Below are 17,036 nucleotides of genomic sequence, written 5' to 3'. Positions count from 1 at the left end.
GTTCTCCCTTTCTTTTACGTTATTCCCATATTGGATTTTTAGATACGAAGGTAAAATTGATGGAAGTAGGGAGTTTTACGATGAAAAATGCGTTACCGTTTCAATTATCAAAAGACCGTTCTTTCTTCGAGTCGTTAGGAGATTGGATGGGGGACGTTCTATACGATGAATTACCCGAAAAAGGATTTGAATGCCGCGATGAACAAATTTTCATGGCTTATCAAATTGAAAAAACATTAAAAGAAAAAAATGTATTATTTGCAGAAGCTGGCGTAGGTACAGGCAAAACGATTGCCTACTTACTTCCTGCCATATCTTACGCACGTTATACTGGGAAACCAGCGTTAATCGCATGTGCGGATGAAACGCTGATCGAGCAGCTAGTAAAAGAAGCTGGGGATATTTTTAAGCTACAAAATTATTTAGATATTAAAATAGATGTACGTTTAGCGAAATCACGCGACCAATATTTATGCATGAAGCGTTTAGAAGAAGCACAAAAAGACGGAGATAACGATTTCTTTATAGAAGAGATTGAAGATTTGATTCCTGATTTTGTGTATGGCCATTCTTCGCTTCAAAAAATTTATCCTTATGGTGAACGAAGCCAGTTTCCAGGTGTAAGTGATACGGACTGGCAAAAGGTAAATTATCATCCGACACAGCAATGTACAGTTTGTGATCTGAGAAATCGATGTGGTCAAACGATCCATCGTCAAAACTACCGAGAGTCAACGGATTTAATCATATGTTCGCATGAGTTCCTTATGGAGCATATTTGGACGAAAGAGTCTCGCGTACGAGAAGGACAAATGCCACTTTTACCAGATGTGTCGATGATTGTGTTAGATGAAGGGCATCTGCTTGAGTATGCAGCACAAAAAGCGTTGACGTATGAAGTACAAAGTGAAACGTTGATACAGTTGTTAGAACGCGTAATGGTCGATGGAGTTCGTGAAAAAACATTGCATTTAATGGAAGTGCTACAAGAAACACATGACCGTATTTTCGGCATTCTAAGAAAAAACAGTACAGAAGAAGAAAGTGAACGGATGAAAATCAATAAAACGCCAGAGCTTATACAAATGTGTAAACAAGCGATTCGGATTACAGACGATTTGCTAGAGGAATTTGTATTTGAATCGGAGTTGTTTACGATTCCTGAATATGAACTTCGTATGGTGGAGGAATTTTTGGAGCAATATGCATTTTCTTTACGTTTATTTACGGAAAAAGGGGACGGTGTAGAGTGGTTGGAAATCATTGATGGACACGAAACACTGATAGTGATGCCACGTCTAGTCACAGATATTTTGCACGAAAAATTATTTACAGCTAAATTACCAATTGTTTTTTCTTCTGCAACTTTATCAATTGAAAAAGATTTTACGTATATTGCAGATTCTTTAGGGATTGAAAAGTACCAATCATTTTCAGTTGAATCTCCTTTTGACTACGATGAAGTAATGAAAATTTATGCTCATAAGACAAGTCAAGAAGACAAAGTGAAGAATGTAGATGCATTATTAGAAAATACGCAGCAAACATTGATATTGTTTAAATCCAAAGCAGCGATGGAGCAATTCCGCTCTCAAACTGCAATTTCTGCTAATATTGTATTTGAAGGGGATCGTGAGCTTTCGACGATTGTTAAAGAGTTCCAAAATGGTGATTATGCAACGTTGTGTTCTTACCATTTATGGGAAGGGCTCGATTTGCCACAAGAAGCTTTAACGAGAGTAATTATTTACGATTTGCCGTTCCCATTAGCAGATCCATTATTTGATGCAAAACGATCATTTTCAAATGATCCATTCGAAGAAGTGGAGCTACCGTTTATGCTGTTACGTCTTCAGCAGGGAATCGGACGATTAATTCGTACTTCGAGTGACCATGGGGAAATTCATCTTCTATTAAATGAAGAAGAAGCAAAACTTGAAAATCGTTTTACAGGGATATTGCCAACAACAATATAAAGTGACTATCAAGGGGGAATTGGGATGACAGTGGAACAACAGTTTTTAGATTATGTGAAAAAGATTGGTGCCTACAATGAAGCATTAGGGGTTTTATATTGGGATATGCGCACAGGGGCTCCCAAAAAAGGGATTGATCAACGTTCGGAAGTAGTAGGGATACTTGCTACCGACGTGTTTAACTTGTCTACTTCAGAGGAACTAAAAGGTTTATTGGACGGGGTAGAGTCAACTCTTGACGAAGCGGACATTGTAACGAAACGTACTTACGAAGAAGTGAAGAAAGAGTATGATATGAGTAAAAAGATTCCCGCAGAGGAATATAAAAAGTTCGTTATTCTTCAATCTAAATCTGAATCTGTATGGGAAGACGCTAAAGCAACCAATGATTGGGCTATGTTCATGCCTTATTTAAAGGAAATGGTCGCAACGTTAAAGCAGTTTGTTAACTATTGGGGAGTAAAAGACGATAATCCATACAATGTGCTATTAGATCAATATGAACCAGGTATGACGACGGATGTTTTAGATAAAGTATTTGGTGAGTTAAGAAGCCGAATTGTTCCATTGTTAAAGAAAATAATCGATTCACCGAACCAACCGAAAACGGATTTCTTATTCAAACATTTTGATAAACTGAAACAAGAAGCATTTAGCTTAGATGTACTAAAACAGTTAGGCTATGATTTTGACGCTGGAAGACTAGATGAGACCGTGCATCCTTTTGCTACAGGCTTAAATCGTGGTGACGTTCGTATTACGACAAAATATGATGAGTCTGATTTCCGTTCCGCTGTTTTTGGAACTATTCATGAATGCGGACATGCGATTTATGAACAAAATGTAAGCGAAGATTTGAATGGAACGCCTTTAGCAGGTGGGGCTTCTATGGGTATTCATGAATCGCAATCGCTTTTTTATGAAAACTTTATAGGGCGCAATCCGAAATTCTGGGAGCAAAATTATGAAAAGCTGCAAAGCTATTCACCAGAGCAATTCGGGGATGTTAAGATGGAAGAATTTTTACGAGGTATCAATGAAGTAAAGCCTTCTTTAATTCGAATAGAAGCAGATGAACTCACATATGCGCTGCATATAATGATTCGCTATGAAATTGAAAAAGGCTTGTTCAATGGGGACTTGCAAGTAGAAGATTTACCGGAAATTTGGAATGCAAAATATGAGGAGTATTTAGGAATTCGTCCTTCTAATGACTCGGAAGGTATATTACAGGATGTACATTGGGCTGGCGCAAGTTTTGGCTATTTCCCTTCCTATGCCCTTGGATATATGTATGCTTCTCAAATGAAAGCGGCTATGTTAAAAGATATACCTAATTTTGATGAGTTATTTGAAAAAGCCGATCTGTCTCCAATCAAAAACTGGCTTACTCAAAATGTGCATCAATATGGAGCGTTGAAAAAACCGCTTGAAATACTAAAAGATGCAACGGGAGAAGGGCTTAACGGCAATTACCTGGCAGATTATTTAGAACAGAAATATGCGAAAATCTATCAGCTCTAATCGATTCTAATGAAATAATATAAAAGACAAGAATCCATGTGTTTTCAAAACACATGGATTTTTTAGCTAGAAATGGTATCACGTTAAGCAAACGTTTCAAAATACTTTCTTACTGTAAATTCGGATGGAGAGCATCCATGAAACAATATAGATAAGTAAAACGGAAACTACAACAATTAAATACAAAAGGGAATTATCAAAGGATAAAGCGGTTTGAACGAGCTCTCTTATTCGATCATTCAAATTTGGTATAAACATATTGACTATAATAAAGTAAAGGACAAATAAAACTGCAAAGGCAATCATTAAATACTGACTATTAAGTAAGTACGAAAATGGAAAAGCGAATGAAATAAATAGCATCACGATACTCATAGTGAACAATAATTGTTCCAATTGAATCATTTCTTTATGAATAATCAAATTTCCCATGAAAATAGTGGCCAAAACTAGGAAAGTAAAAACACATGCCCCTACATATTTAGAACTAACAATTTCTTTTCGAGTATAAGGTAAAGAATTGAATAAAAGATTGCTAGAGGATTTTTCATCCATTGAAAAACCTTGCATGATGATGGCGATACAAAACAAAACACCTATCCAGATTGTAGAACTGCCAAAAAATAAATAAGCGAATAGAGGTAGTAACAAAATTATTAATGTTTTTTTCTGTAAAGCAATGTCTTTACGAATGAGATTCAACATATTTATCTTTTCCTCTCTTTGTATATAACATAATATCTTCCAGTGTCGGCTTTTCTAAAATGGCCGCATCTCCAAAAACTTCTTCTGTACGCTGTTTATTTCCCGTTAATGCCTCAAAACCATAATTGGATTTTCGAATAGCAATAAATTCTCGTTCTGTATCACGATCTAATAGATTCGTTTCCCCTTTTACAATCGCATATTCTTCTTCGATTTTATAATACTCTTTAGTAAATATATGCTCTCCATTATGAATAAAAGTTATATAATCAGCTATCCGATCTAAATCTGTTGTAATATGTGTGGAAAAAAAGATTGTTTTCTCCCCATTTTGCATTAATTCATGGAGAAGCTCTAAAAGTTCTCGACGAAATATGGGATCTAGTCCCGATGTTGGTTCATCCATTATAATTAATTCTGCATGATGAGATAATGCAATCGTTAAAGAAGCCTTCATCATCATGCCTTTGGAAAAGTTTTTTATATTTTTATTCAAGGGTAGTTCAAACTTTTTTACATACTGGTTAAATAATGCATCGTCCCAGTTTTTATAGGCAGGCTTAATAATTCGCTTCATTTCATTTAAGGTGACATTTTCATATAATATGTTTTCATCGAACACAAAACCGATTCGTTGTTTTATTTCTTTTTCGTGATTTTTGTAATCCAAGCCAAAAATAGAAACGGTTCCACTGTCAGGTTGCAATAAGTTCATAATTAGTTTAATCGTGGTGGATTTTCCTACTCCATTTCCACCAATAAACCCAGTAACAAACCCTCTCTTTACCGATATAGTGAAGTCCTGTAGTTTAAATCCGTTAAAAGACTTATTTACACCTTGCAGTTCAATTATATTTTCCATCATGCTTCCTCCTTATATAACAATGTAAGCAGTTCCCTTAACTCGGATAATTCAACCCCTATTTCTTTACTATTTTGAATCGCAGTCATTAACTGTTCCTCGATTACTTTCATTTTTCGCTCCATTATCATTTCATTATTTTGTTCGGATACATATGATCCTTTTCCGACTACTGAATAAATAAAACCATTTTTTTCAAGTTCTTCGTATGCTCTTTTTGTTGTAATGACGCTAATATCTAAATCCTTCGCTAATTGGCGCATAGAGGGCAGGGACTGACCAGGCTGCAATTCATTCGTCAAAATATGTTTCTTCACTTGCGTATAAATTTGTTCGTAAATTGGTTCTTTCGAATAATTCGAGATTATAATTTGCATGCAAAAACCTCTTTTTAATTAGTGTATATATACTTTATATACACTATATACGATAGTTAATTAATTTTCAATATTTTTAAAGAAATTATTTACTGGGGATTTATAGGAGAATGGTCATACATAGAGTGGATTTTTTGTCTCGTGATAATTGGAGCGATGCTTTATTAAGGGAAGAACTAATTTAGGGAATATGCATAGAATAAATAATACAATGGCCTAAAACATCCTCAAATTTGAAAAACATTTATCCCGCTTTACGGGCAGTAAGACTCCGACTTCAAGATTGAAGAAAAGCGAAAAGATAAGTGGGAGATCAACTGCTGGCATGCGCCCAATGAAATGATCCCAGACTAAGTACGCAACATCGTGTTGCTCCTGCGCAAAGCTAGTCGCAAAATAAAAGAGCGTTTGCAACGTCTGTGTGACCCACATCGTGTAGAACACAACTAACAATCAGTGGGGTAGGACGGGGACCAAAGTGCGACTTCCATGTCGCAACGTCCCCACTAGCACGTCCTGTGCGTCGAAAAACCCACACTAATTGAAGTTTCACTTTATATACAGAGCTAAAGCAATTCAGTTTCTAATTGTTAATTTATAAGTAAGGTGGGGATGAAAATTACATGTTTAACGGTCGATCTATACCAAAAATAAAATTTAATCCCGAAAAAGTAAGCGTGACTGCTATTACTCATGATTTTCATAATATGAACAACGAGGGGAAGTTGCCCCTTCCCTGGTTTGACTTGGAAACTATGCAAAAGAGGCATGTTTCACAAAAAAATGTTTTTACTTTTTCAGCTACCGGGGCTACTCATGATTTGCCAGCAGAGGAAAAAGAGGGACGTGATACTGTTTTAGCTTCACTTACTGCAGAAAAAACAGAGGATAAACTTGTTGCGTATAAAAGGAACGAAACTGCCGACCTCCCCAAAAAACGAGAAAGCCATAGGAGAAAGATGCAATATGATACTTTTGTCGATGACATAAAAAAAGAGCCTACTATTCAATCTGCTAAGCATCCGAAAGTCAGCAAAAAGGCTATAAAAATTCCTTTTTCCCTCTTTGCGAAAATCCATACTTTCCGTTATCCACCAATCTCGATTGAAGCGAATACGAACAGTGTTTATCAAATCGAGGTCCAAGATGAGCAAGACATAGTGTTTAAGTCTGAATCTAACCATGAAATGGAAGATTCGCTAGAATTTAATCTTACGAATGACCCTGATAAATATCCAAAAGTAAGTAAAAAGGTTATAAGAATTCCTTTCTCTCTTTTTGAAAAGATCCATAATTTCCGTTACCCACCGATCTTAACCGAAGCGAATACTAATTTTGTTCCACAAATCGAAGCTCAGGTGGAGCAGGAGATAGTATTAAAGTCTGAGCTAAACTTTGAATTGGAAGATGAGGTAGTGCTAGATGTTCTAGAAGATACACAAGAATTCAATCTTCAAAATGAAACTGATCAACTCAACAAAATGTCCAAAAAGACTATAAAAATCCCATTCTCTCTTTTTGAAAAGATCCATAATTTTCGTTATCCTCCCATCTCAACCGAAGCGAATACTACTTGTGTTCCACAAATCGAAGATCAAGCGGAGCAGGAGATAGTGTCGCCGTCTGAGCCTAATCTTGAAATGGAGGAGATAATAGCATCAGACACTATTGTAGATGATTCAAATAAAGATTATCAAAATAACTATGAAGACGATAAAATAAACCAATCAAATAAGTTGAGTGGACAGACTGAGACACGTTTAAGAAAGTTAACAATCCCATTCTCTACCTTCGTAGAAATCGATAACTTTCTCCATCCTCCGTTATTCGGAAGTACAGATCAAAAGACATTTACTTTTATTGATCCATCTGATAATAAGCCCCCTCAATTGGACACAAAATTAGTTGATACAGTCACTTATCTTCATGAACAACCATATTGCCACCTAATTGGATTTAAATCACATGAACTTATCTTCACTACGAGTCAGAAAAGTGTTGAACGAGAGAGTAATAACAAGCAGAAGGCGTACCATCGGGCTGTTGTCGTCTCAATTCATAATTCAATTTCAATGAAAGAAGGAGAAACAGATAAAACATATCCCAATCACAAGTATGTATATACTCGAGTTCCAGTAATAGTAGGGGAATATAATGTGGAAGTCTGTTTAGACGAAGATGTTTTATTTAAAGAGAAAGTTTATAAGGTAAAAGAAATTTCTAAAGTTGTTGAATTAATAAATTGCAAGTTTGTTCCAACTAAATATTCTCCTTCATCGACAGGTAAGAACCGTATTGCATTAAAAGGGAAATTATTTATGGAAGGAAATATTCATCAAAGTATTCAGTATCTTCCAAGGATAAAAGTAGAAGAAAATTCCGTGTCGTTAAAAGAGGAACAATTTTCTCATTCAATACATCAAAACATTGTTATAGAATTAATAATCCAGCTGCTACAAGTCCAAACGGTTATTAATCAGCAGTTAACTTAAATTTTAGCTAAGTGAATAGAATACATGCTCAAGATTAATTTAATTATTCTACAAAAAAGACACCTTCTTTCCAATAGGGAATGTAAAGGTGTCTTTTGTTTTACTTTTAATTGTAGTTAAATCTAAACGCAGATTATTTGTATCAATAAGAGGACTTTTTATTTCCCTTTCCTCTGTGTTAATTGCTTATATCCCAATTTCGTTTATAACATACTTTAGAACGTAAGGAAGAATGAACGGAGGAAATAATACTTTGAGTGAGCAAATCAAAACAAGCAATGAGTATTGGCCTGATGTTATTCCATGTCCGGTTGAGGCAAAGTCATTAACCCCATTAAGTAATGAACGAGCAAAACCTTGTATAATTCCACCGCCTGCTACCCCAATCCTTAAAGTTCCTGTGGTATTGGCAGAAACAACCATTCAAATCGTAGTGGAAGCAGATATCCCTCTTAATCCACCAGCTAGTGAAATTAAAAGAGTATTCAAAGATGTTTTTATGACACAGTGTAAACTTGTCCCTGTGCATTTTGAAGAAGAATCGTGTGATGATACGGTTCGTACAGTAACGAGAGCAAAATTGTTTATAGAAGGATACATTCGCAAAGATATTGAGTATGCTACAACGAATTGTAATGATGTACTTCGTGATCGAATTGCCACAGTTCCATTTTCTGGTTTTGCTGATTTGGCAGATAACGACTTTCTCCTTTTCCCTATTTTAGGTGATTCCTCAGAAAGTAGATCGCGATTCATCAATCCGCAAAATAGTGAAATTCCACGTTTGGATAAATTCTTCTTTGAAAATAGTGTTTTTTATAATGAGCAGCCATATTGCGAGCTAGTAAGTGCAAAATTTTTCGAAGTCGATTTTTCACCGTGTCCTACAGATGTAGATGAATCATTTAGTATTTTACGAGAGAAAATTGTAGTAGATCTTACATTAAAAGTACTTCAGATAAGACAAGTAAGAGTTACCGCATTAGGGCTATAATCTCTAAGCAAAATAAAAAAGACATTACCTATTACAAAAGTTTAGAGACTAAAGAGATGAACCGCATACTATAAGATAAATATTGTGTTTGTTCAAGTGAGTGAGCACTGAAAATAGAAAATTTGAAAGGAGGTGATATTGATGAGTGAACAAAATATTACAAATAGTGGGGATTGTTCCATTATTCGTCCGTGTCCAGTTGATGCTGTGACACTAACACCTCTATCTGATGAAGTAGCAAGACCTAATTTAGTTCCAGCGAATCTAAATCCAATCCTTAAAGTTCCTGTTGTATTAGCAGAAACCACCCTTCAAATTGTAGTTGAAGCGAATATTCCACTTAACCCACCGGCAAGTGAAATTAAACGAGTATTTAAAGATGTTTTTATCACGCAATGTAAGCTTGTTCCTGTACGTTTTGGTGCGGAATCATGTGAAGGTAATGTTCGTACAGTAACGAGAGCAAAATTGTTTGTAGAAGGATTTATCCGCAAAGATATTGAGTATGCTACAACAAATTGTAATGGATTTATTCGCGATCGAATTGCTACTGTTCCATTTTCTGGTTTTGCAGAATTAACTCCTGGAGAATTTTTTGTTTTCCCAACAATAGGAGGTTCTTCCGAAAGCAGATCCCGATTCATTAACCCGAAAAACAGTGATATTCCACGTTTAGATAAATACTTCTTTGAAAATAATGTTTTTTATAATGAGCAGCCATATTGCGAGTTAGTAAGTGCTGATTTCTTTGAACTTGATTTTTCACCATGTCCAACAGGTGTAGGTGAATCATTTGATACTTTACGTGAAAAGATTGTAGTTGATCTAACTCTTAAAGTATTACAATTAAGACAAGTGCGAGTTAATGCTTTAGGTTTGGGAGAACATCATTCAAAAGACTAGCTCCAGCAGATTGGTTTATATAAAAACGCTTGGTGAAAACCAAGCGTTTTAATAATGTTCTTAATTTTCTCTATTAGATTCTAGTTATGCTTTTTGAACAAACCAATGATAGGAACTTTATAGCAAATATTATTTACAATACCAATTACAATAGCTTAGAGAGTAAGTGATAAACCGCATACTATAGACTGAACGAGCAGTATTTCCAATCAAATGATTGATAATAAACTGCAAAAGAGGAGAGGAGGTGATTTTAATGAGTGAACAAAATAGTATGAGTAATGGAGAGTGTCCAATTGTTAACCCATGCCCAGTTGAGGCAGTGACATTAACACCTCTAGCTGATGAAGTAGCAACACCTTGTTTAGTTCCATCAAATGTTAATCCAATCATTAAAATTCCTGTTGTATTAGCAGAAACTACACTTCAAATCGTAGTAGAAGCGAATATTCCCCTTAATCCACCAGCAAGTGAAATTAAACGAGTGTTTAAAGATGTCTTTCTCACGCAATGTAAACTAATTCCTGTACGTTTTGGAACGGATCCATGTGATGGTAATATTCGTACAGTTACAAGAGCTAAATTGTTTGTAGAAGGGTATATTCGAAAGGATATAGAATATGCTACTTCGAATTGTAATGGCGTTATTCGTGATCGAATTGCTACTGTACCATTTTCTGGTTTTGCAGAATTAACTCCTGGGGAATTTTTTGTTTTCCCGATAATTGGGTCTTCATCCGAAAGCAGGTCACGGTTTATTAATCCGAAAAACGGTCATACCCCACGTTTGGATAAATTCTTCTTTGAAAATAATGTCTATTATAATGAGCAGCCATATTGCGAATTAATAAGTGCTGATTTCTTTGAGCTTGATTTTTCACCATGTCCTGCAAATGTAGGTGAATCGTTTAGTGTTTTACGTGAGAAAATCGTAGTGGATCTTACACTAAAAGTACTGCAAGTAAGACAAGTGAGAGTGGATGCTTTAGGTTTAGGCTAATAGCAGATTAGTTTGCATATAAAAACGCTTGGTAAAAAAAACCAAGCGTTTTTATCATTACCACAATTTAAATCCTTTTGATCCTGGAGGTGCATTTTGAATCATATCGATTACTGGAACGGTATAAGCGAACAATATCAATGCGATACAAATTGTCAACCATATTTTCCAGTTTTCCAATGCCATTGGTGTTTTCTCAGCATTTTCCGAAATCTCACCAACTGGGAATTCTGTTTCTCCTTTAGGAGCAAACCAAAGTAAATTTGCAACGATATAAAGAACTAACACGATTCCGATAAATAGGATAGTACCACCGACCGCTTGTGCAATTTGATACGGAATCCACTCAGCTGCTTGTGCAGATCCTCCATAAGTAGAGAAGTCTGAACGTCTTGGTGCGCCGAATAGTCCAACGATATGCATCGCTCCTGACATGATGGACATACCGAACGCCCAAACGATTGCCTGAATAATTGCAAGCTTGTTCATTTGTTTCGTTAAAACTCGACCAGTAAGGTGGGGGATTAACCAATAAGCAGCACCAAAAAATGTTAACACAACTGTAGTTGCAACAGTTAAATGGAAATGCCCCGTTACCCAAATGGTATTATGAACTAATTGGTTCATTTGATGAGAAGCGTTAATAATACCACCCGCACCTGCTGGAATAAACGCTGCCATCCCGATAAATGGTACAAGGAAGCGTGCATCTCCCCATGGCAATTTTTTGAACCAACCTAAAACTCCTTTTCCGCCTAATGCTCGACCTCTAATTTCAAAAGTAGCGAACATCGAGAATGCTGTTAATAAAGAAGGAATCACTACCATTAAGGTTAATACTACTTGCAGGAACTTCCAAAAAGAACTAATTCCAGGTTCCACTAATTGATGGTGAAATCCTACAGGAATCGAGAATAACAAAAACAACATAAACGATAATCGAGCAAGTGCATCAGAGAAAATTTTTCCGCCAATAACTTTTGGAATGACTACATACCAAACCATGTACGCTGGTAATAACCAGAAGTAAACAAGTGGATGACCGAAGTACCAAAACAATGTACGTGAAAGCAGTACATCTACTTTATCTACCCATCCTAAAGACCAAGGGAGCAGTTGGAATAATACTTCGACTGCCACTCCTAGTGAACATACAATCCACATAGATAAGTTAACTACAACCATAAAAGTAAGTAGTGGACTTGATTGTCCAGGATTCGCTTTTCGCCATTCGATATATTTGCCAATTTGACCAGCTCCGCCGATCCATGAACCAACAATGACTAATGCCAAGCCTGCATAGAAAATCCAATGAGCTTGGAGCGGTGCATAAAAAGTATAAAGCACAGATGCTTGGTTAAGTAAAACCATTGTTGCAGAGGCGATAGTACCAATGGTCATTACCCAAAAGCCGACCCAACCCAGCATACGTTGTTTGTCTGTCAACGTGCCAGAGGTTCTGCTAACAGCGGCAATCTGGAAACCAAAAATGAAATAAGTTGTTAATACGAGTCCGAGTAATACACCGTGAACAGTTAAAATTTGATAATAGCCAATTCCCCAAGGAAGTGTAAATGTACCAGACCGTACTAATGTTTGTAATAGACCGCAAAGTCCACCAATCGCTAATGCAATGAACGCGACGTAAATATGTGCCAGAGCTAATTTACCATCTCTTCTATCTACTTTTACTAAATCTTTTGCTCTTTCAGCTACAGTTGTCATTCTACTCTACCACCTTTAACATGGACGTCATGGACGAATGTCCAACCCCGCAATATTCGTTACATAATATTAAATATTCTCCTGCTTTATCAACAGTTGTTATATATTCTGATACATAGCCAGGCTCCAAAATCATATTAATATTAGTTCCAGCTGCTTGGAAACCATGTACTACATCTTTCGTTGTTGCAATAAACTTAACGGTAGACCCAAGTGGAACTTCAATTTCAGGTGGATTGTAATAAAATGCAGAAGCAACAAAGACAACCTCGTAATCCCAATCTTTTCCTTCTACTTTATGAACACCCGGATTATTAAATGGTGCAATCTCATCGACCCTTTCAGGATCCACGTAAACTTTTGCACTTGGCGGATGGGAACCGTAATGGAAAGCACTAAATCCAACAACAACTAAAAATAAAACAAGTGAGCTAATTCCAAATGTGAGCCACCATTTTTCATATTTATGAATATGCATAGCTTCAAACCTCCAATAAATTAAAATCGATCAATAAATAAATAAAATGCCATAAACCATGTGATTATAATAAATGCCCCAAGAACACCAACCGAATAAAGTGTACCTTTTAAATCTGGTTCTTTCTCGCGTTTTTTCGACATTTTATACACCTCCAAATTTTGTTCTTGTATAGTCATATCATAAATACATTTTTAAATAGACGATGTGATAAAAGTCACACATAATAACCGATTGTGTGAACTAAATGTGAAGAATCACTAAATCTCATTTTTCACATCCCCCAAAAAAGAGTTTACTAACCAGATAAAATTAATTATTCAGTTAATTAATGTGCTGAACGACAGAGCATGCTGTGAATGCAACAAATTGGACTGGTAAATTCGTGATAAAGAGTTCGTTGGCTATTTTACAAAGCTGTTTCTTCATAATAGGAAGAATTTCGCTGAACGTTTATCCAGTTAATGGTTAAGGGCAATCAATTAGTCAATAAAAGCAAAAAAATCAGCATAAGAGCAACCAAATTGCTACTGAAAGCAACCAATTCTTAAATAACAAGTTTTCTTCAAATGGGACAAAGATGAATAGAGCTGCCCTGTATGTCTGCGGGAAGGGCGAATGCTAGCAATTTGCTTCGCAGCATTTCTAAATCTTCTTTTAGTTTTCTAACCAATAAAAAAAGACCTCCCTTTAAAAGGAAGATCTTTTGACTGCTTACTATTCATCAATCGTCAAAATAATCGTTATTTCACCAACATCCGCTATTTCCACTGGTAATTTAAAAGCATGCTGAAATCCGAATAATCTGGACGTCCCAACTATAACAGTAGGGGGGGTAATATCAATTTCCACTCCATTTGCAGCTACCGACGTACACAAGTTGCCAGCAATCATATTACCTAATTCTCCAGTAAATGATTCGAGCATCTCTCCTTCTAAAGGCATTCCGAACATAGTTGCTCCGATTTGGGAGAAGCCATTAGTAGTAGAATCTATTATTATTCGACCTTTAATATCACCAATAATTCCTATTAGTACACTCATTTCTGTTTGCTCAAAAGGTTGTACCATTAGAGAAGGGGACTTTATATCCATCGAAAGAGGGATAACTGATTTTAAAGATTGGATTGTTCCATTTAATATAGTTTGTATATGCTTTGAAGCACTCATTTTTTCCCCATCCTTAACATAAAGATAGTACAATCTTAGCATGAAAAAGCGGGAAAAAGAATAGAAATTGTAGAAAGTAGTGAAATAATGTGTTATGTTGTAAATGAGAATGGTTTTCAAATGCAGGGAGGATGATTTATTTGTTAGCTCTATTTATTGGTTCTACTGTTTTGTTATTTAGTGGTATAACAGCCTATGTGTTACGTTCCATAACTCCACAACCAAAATAATTCTATAAATAAAATGAAAAGAAGCTTCTAAACCAATATTTTAGAAATTTTCAAATGTAAATTTTGTTAAGATAAAAATCATAAATTTTGTTCTGAAAAATCCTATTTTACTATATATTCCGAAAAACCGATTCTTTAGTAATGCGTTTTGTTTTTAAAAAAAAGATTAAATAGGTAATAAGGATAAAAAATTGTCATCAAACATTTACCACTCCTTCATTCGCTATTAATACGTAACTAATAAACTATTAATAGCAACAAAAATACTATTTTGAGGAGAGGTTTTTATGTTTAAAAAAGTTGGCCTAATCGCACTAAGTACGGGACTTGTTCTTTCGGGAGGGGGTTTAATCAATGCAGATGCTGCCAAAAAAGAGGGTAATATCTCAAAAGTAAAAATTAATATGAATGGACCAGTAGAAAATGTTATTTATATGATTCCGGATGGATTTGGAGCTAATCATGCAGCAAATTACCGTATCTTTAAAGGACAAGAAGCAGTATGGGATTCTCACATTAAAGGAATGTATACTACATATTCAGCAAATGCTGATATTACAGACTCTGCAGCTGCTGGTACAGCAATGGCTGCTGGAGTAAAAACAAACAATGGTGTCATTGGATTTGATCCCGAAGGGAATAAGGTAAAAACAATTCTTGAAGCTTCAGAGGAAGCAGGGAAATCCTCCGGTTTAATTGCAACTTCAACGATTACACATGCAACACCAGCCAGTTTTGCTTCTCATGTGGAACATCGAAGTAATGAAATAGAAATTGCCCGTCAATACATCCAGGAAAGTGGTGTAGATGTAATTTTGGGTGGGGGTAAAAATAATTTCGTACCTACCTCAGAAGGTGGCAAGCAAACTGAACTAAACTTAATCGATGAAGCAGAAAGCAAAGGATTCGAATTTGTTGAAACTCGTGCACAACTAGCAAATGCTGAAAACGTAAATGTAGAAAAAGGGGAAAAATTACTTGGTTTGTTTGCAGATGAAGCGCTTGTTCCAGAATTTGATCGTGTGGAGACCGAAGAACCAAGCTTAGCAGAAATGACTGAAACGGCAATCGATGCCTTGAGCCAAGATAAAGATGGGTTCTTCTTAATGGTAGAAGGAAGCCAAATTGACTGGGCTGGAGAAGAAAACGATGCAGCTTATGCTATGCATGATACCAAAGCTTTTGAAGAAGCAGTGCAAGAAGCAATTGAATTTGCAGAGCAAGATGGCAAAACATTAGTCGTTATTGCTGGTGATCATGAGACTGGTGGTATGTCAGTTGGGTCAGCTACCTCATCCGATGCAGCAGCCGACATTCTTAAAAATGTAACAGCTACTGGTGGATTCATGGCTAGTCAATTAACGGAAGATCGTTTAAATGTAAAAGAGGTTGTATCGGAATACACTGGAATTGAATTAACGGTTGACGAAGTAACAACTATTCAACAAGCAAAAGATACAAAGTCTGCTATAAACAAGGTTTTAAGTGAACGTGCAGGTATCGGCTGGACCAGATATGGTCATTCTGCAGCTCCTGTACCTGTATTTGCATTCGGTCCGCAATCGGATAAATTTGTAGGATTCCACGATAACACAGACCTACCTAAAATTATATCAGATGCGATGAAGTTTAAATAATTTTGGATAAATAGAACTGAAAAAAAATAGTCAGACTGTAGACAAGCCCCCTGAAAGTGGATTGTCTACAGTCTGTTTTTATTACTTTTCTTCTGTTCGTGCCATGTTTTTACCGTAAAAAATCTCTTCCATTTCTGTTTTTAACTTTTTCGTAATTGAGGTTTTTTCTTCATCTGTTAACGCGTCTTCTCGGTATCCGAATAGGTAGTTATTTAAGTCGAATTTCTTTAGCTTGCATTTTGTATGAAAAATATTTTCTTGGTATACATTCACATCAATCATTTGATAATATTCCTGTAAGCTAACTGGAATATAGTTTTGAATAGAATTAATATCATGATCGATAAATAACTTATGTCCTGTCACATCTCTAGTAAAGCCACGTACACGATAATCCATGACCATAACATCCGTCTCAAATGAATGAATCAAATAATTTAATGCCTTTAAAGGAGAAATTTCACCACAAGTGGAAATATCAATATCCGCACGGAATGTACTAATTCCTTCATCTGGGTGATATTCCGGATAAGTGTGAACGGTTATATGACTTTTATCTAGATGACCGACGACGGATGCAGGTAGGGGTCCTGGTGATTCTTTAAATGAATCTACAGGAGAATCATCAACAGGTCCTTCCGAAACTAAGATCGTGACACTCGCTCCCTGTGGTTCATAATCTTGCTTTGCAATATTTAAGACATTTGCCTCAATTATATCCGCTACTTTTGTTAATATCTCGGTTAAACGATCCGCATTATATTGTTCATCGATATAGTCGATATAAGCTTCTCGCTCTTCTTTTGAGCGTGTATAGCAAATATCATACATGTTAAAGCTTAAGGTCTTTGTCAGGTTATTAAAACCATGTAACTCAATTCTTTGCTTAGGAGTTAAACTCATTTTGAAACTCCTCTCTTTCATATAATTTGGGGTCTAGTTGAAACGATATTATAAGTATGC

At 35.9% G+C, this 17,036-nt stretch carries 15 protein-coding genes; 7 read left to right on the top strand and 8 right to left on the bottom strand.

Annotated features, from left to right (window positions below):
- Nucleotides 1-80: 80 nt before the first annotated feature.
- Together FG382_RS01885 and FG382_RS01880 are read left to right on the top strand one after the other, a co-directional pair.
- Nucleotides 81-1,976, top strand: a complete 1,896-nt coding sequence (locus tag FG382_RS01885) for an ATP-dependent DNA helicase (protein ID WP_142537173.1) — start codon at nt 81-83, stop codon at nt 1,974-1,976.
- 24 nt (nt 1,977-2,000) lie between these two features.
- A complete protein-coding gene (locus FG382_RS01880; RefSeq protein ID WP_142537172.1) occupies nt 2,001-3,500 on the top strand; it encodes a carboxypeptidase M32 in 1,500 nt (499 codons plus the stop codon).
- Between the two features lie 96 nt (nt 3,501-3,596).
- Here FG382_RS01880 and FG382_RS01875 read toward each other — a convergent pair whose 3' ends face one another.
- The 3 genes from FG382_RS01875 to FG382_RS01865 are packed head-to-tail and all read right to left on the bottom strand — an operon-like array spanning nt 3,597 to nt 5,444.
- Complete coding sequence (locus FG382_RS01875; RefSeq protein ID WP_142537171.1) at nt 3,597-4,205, bottom strand: ABC-2 transporter permease; 609 nt, start codon at nt 4,203-4,205, stop codon at nt 3,597-3,599.
- On the bottom strand, nt 4,186-5,067 hold the full coding sequence (locus tag FG382_RS01870) for an ABC transporter ATP-binding protein (RefSeq protein ID WP_142537170.1): 882 nt from the start codon (nt 5,065-5,067) through the stop codon (nt 4,186-4,188). Before FG382_RS01870 ends, FG382_RS01875 begins: the two co-directional genes overlap by 20 nt.
- A complete protein-coding gene (locus FG382_RS01865) occupies nt 5,067-5,444 on the bottom strand; it encodes a GntR family transcriptional regulator (protein ID WP_142537169.1) in 378 nt (125 codons plus the stop codon). The genes FG382_RS01870 and FG382_RS01865 overlap by 1 nt, the downstream gene beginning before the upstream one ends.
- Nucleotides 5,445-6,067: 623 nt before the next feature.
- Here FG382_RS01865 and FG382_RS01860 point away from each other — a divergent pair.
- From FG382_RS01860 to FG382_RS01845, 4 genes are all read left to right on the top strand, one after another.
- Nucleotides 6,068-7,936 carry a BC_2427 family protein gene (locus tag FG382_RS01860; protein ID WP_142537168.1) on the top strand — a complete coding sequence of 623 codons (1,869 nt, stop codon included), beginning with the start codon at nt 6,068-6,070 and terminating at the stop codon, nt 7,934-7,936.
- A gap of 253 nt (nt 7,937-8,189) precedes the next feature.
- Entirely contained in the window at nt 8,190-8,930 is a 741-nt protein-coding gene (locus tag FG382_RS01855; protein ID WP_373287580.1) for a CsxC family protein, read from the top strand.
- A gap of 141 nt (nt 8,931-9,071) precedes the next feature.
- Nucleotides 9,072-9,833 (top strand): CsxC family protein, encoded by a 762-nt coding sequence (locus FG382_RS01850; RefSeq protein ID WP_142537167.1) that lies wholly within the window; start codon nt 9,072-9,074, stop codon nt 9,831-9,833.
- 256 nt (nt 9,834-10,089) lie between these two features.
- Nucleotides 10,090-10,833: a CsxC family protein gene (locus FG382_RS01845; protein ID WP_373287581.1), complete on the top strand. Its 744-nt coding sequence runs from the start codon at nt 10,090-10,092 to the stop codon at nt 10,831-10,833.
- Nucleotides 10,834-10,890: 57 nt separating this feature from the next.
- Here FG382_RS01845 and FG382_RS01840 read toward each other — a convergent pair whose 3' ends face one another.
- The 4 genes from FG382_RS01840 to FG382_RS01825 all read right to left on the bottom strand — a co-directional run bounded on the left by FG382_RS01840 (nt 10,891) and on the right by FG382_RS01825 (nt 14,206).
- The gene (locus FG382_RS01840) at nt 10,891-12,558 is read right to left on the bottom strand and encodes a b(o/a)3-type cytochrome-c oxidase subunit 1 (RefSeq protein WP_142537166.1); all 1,668 of its coding nucleotides are present in this window, start codon (nt 12,556-12,558) and stop codon (nt 10,891-10,893) included.
- A gap of 1 nt (nt 12,559) precedes the next feature.
- The gene (locus FG382_RS01835) at nt 12,560-13,036 is read right to left on the bottom strand and encodes a cupredoxin domain-containing protein (protein ID WP_142537165.1); all 477 of its coding nucleotides are present in this window, start codon (nt 13,034-13,036) and stop codon (nt 12,560-12,562) included.
- A gap of 20 nt (nt 13,037-13,056) precedes the next feature.
- A complete protein-coding gene (locus tag FG382_RS01830; protein ID WP_142537164.1) occupies nt 13,057-13,179 on the bottom strand; it encodes a cytochrome c oxidase subunit 2A in 123 nt (40 codons plus the stop codon).
- 574 nt (nt 13,180-13,753) lie between these two features.
- Entirely contained in the window at nt 13,754-14,206 is a 453-nt protein-coding gene (locus tag FG382_RS01825) for a chemotaxis protein CheX (protein ID WP_142537163.1), read from the bottom strand.
- A 517-nt stretch (nt 14,207-14,723) separates the two neighbouring features.
- On the opposite strand from FG382_RS01825, the gene FG382_RS01820 reads away from it, so the two are divergent.
- Nucleotides 14,724-16,073: an alkaline phosphatase gene (locus FG382_RS01820; RefSeq protein WP_142537162.1), complete on the top strand. Its 1,350-nt coding sequence runs from the start codon at nt 14,724-14,726 to the stop codon at nt 16,071-16,073.
- Between the two features lie 81 nt (nt 16,074-16,154).
- Here FG382_RS01820 and speD read toward each other — a convergent pair whose 3' ends face one another.
- Entirely contained in the window at nt 16,155-16,976 is an 822-nt protein-coding gene (gene speD, locus FG382_RS01815; RefSeq protein ID WP_142537161.1) for an adenosylmethionine decarboxylase, read from the bottom strand.
- Nucleotides 16,977-17,036: the final 60 nt, after the last annotated feature.

It is taken from the genome of Psychrobacillus lasiicapitis (assembly GCF_006861795.1).
Taxonomy (GTDB): Bacteria; Bacillota; Bacilli; order Bacillales_A; family Planococcaceae; genus Psychrobacillus; species Psychrobacillus lasiicapitis.
Note: the sequence above shows the minus strand (reverse complement) of the source record. Positions and strands in the feature narration are given on the sequence as shown.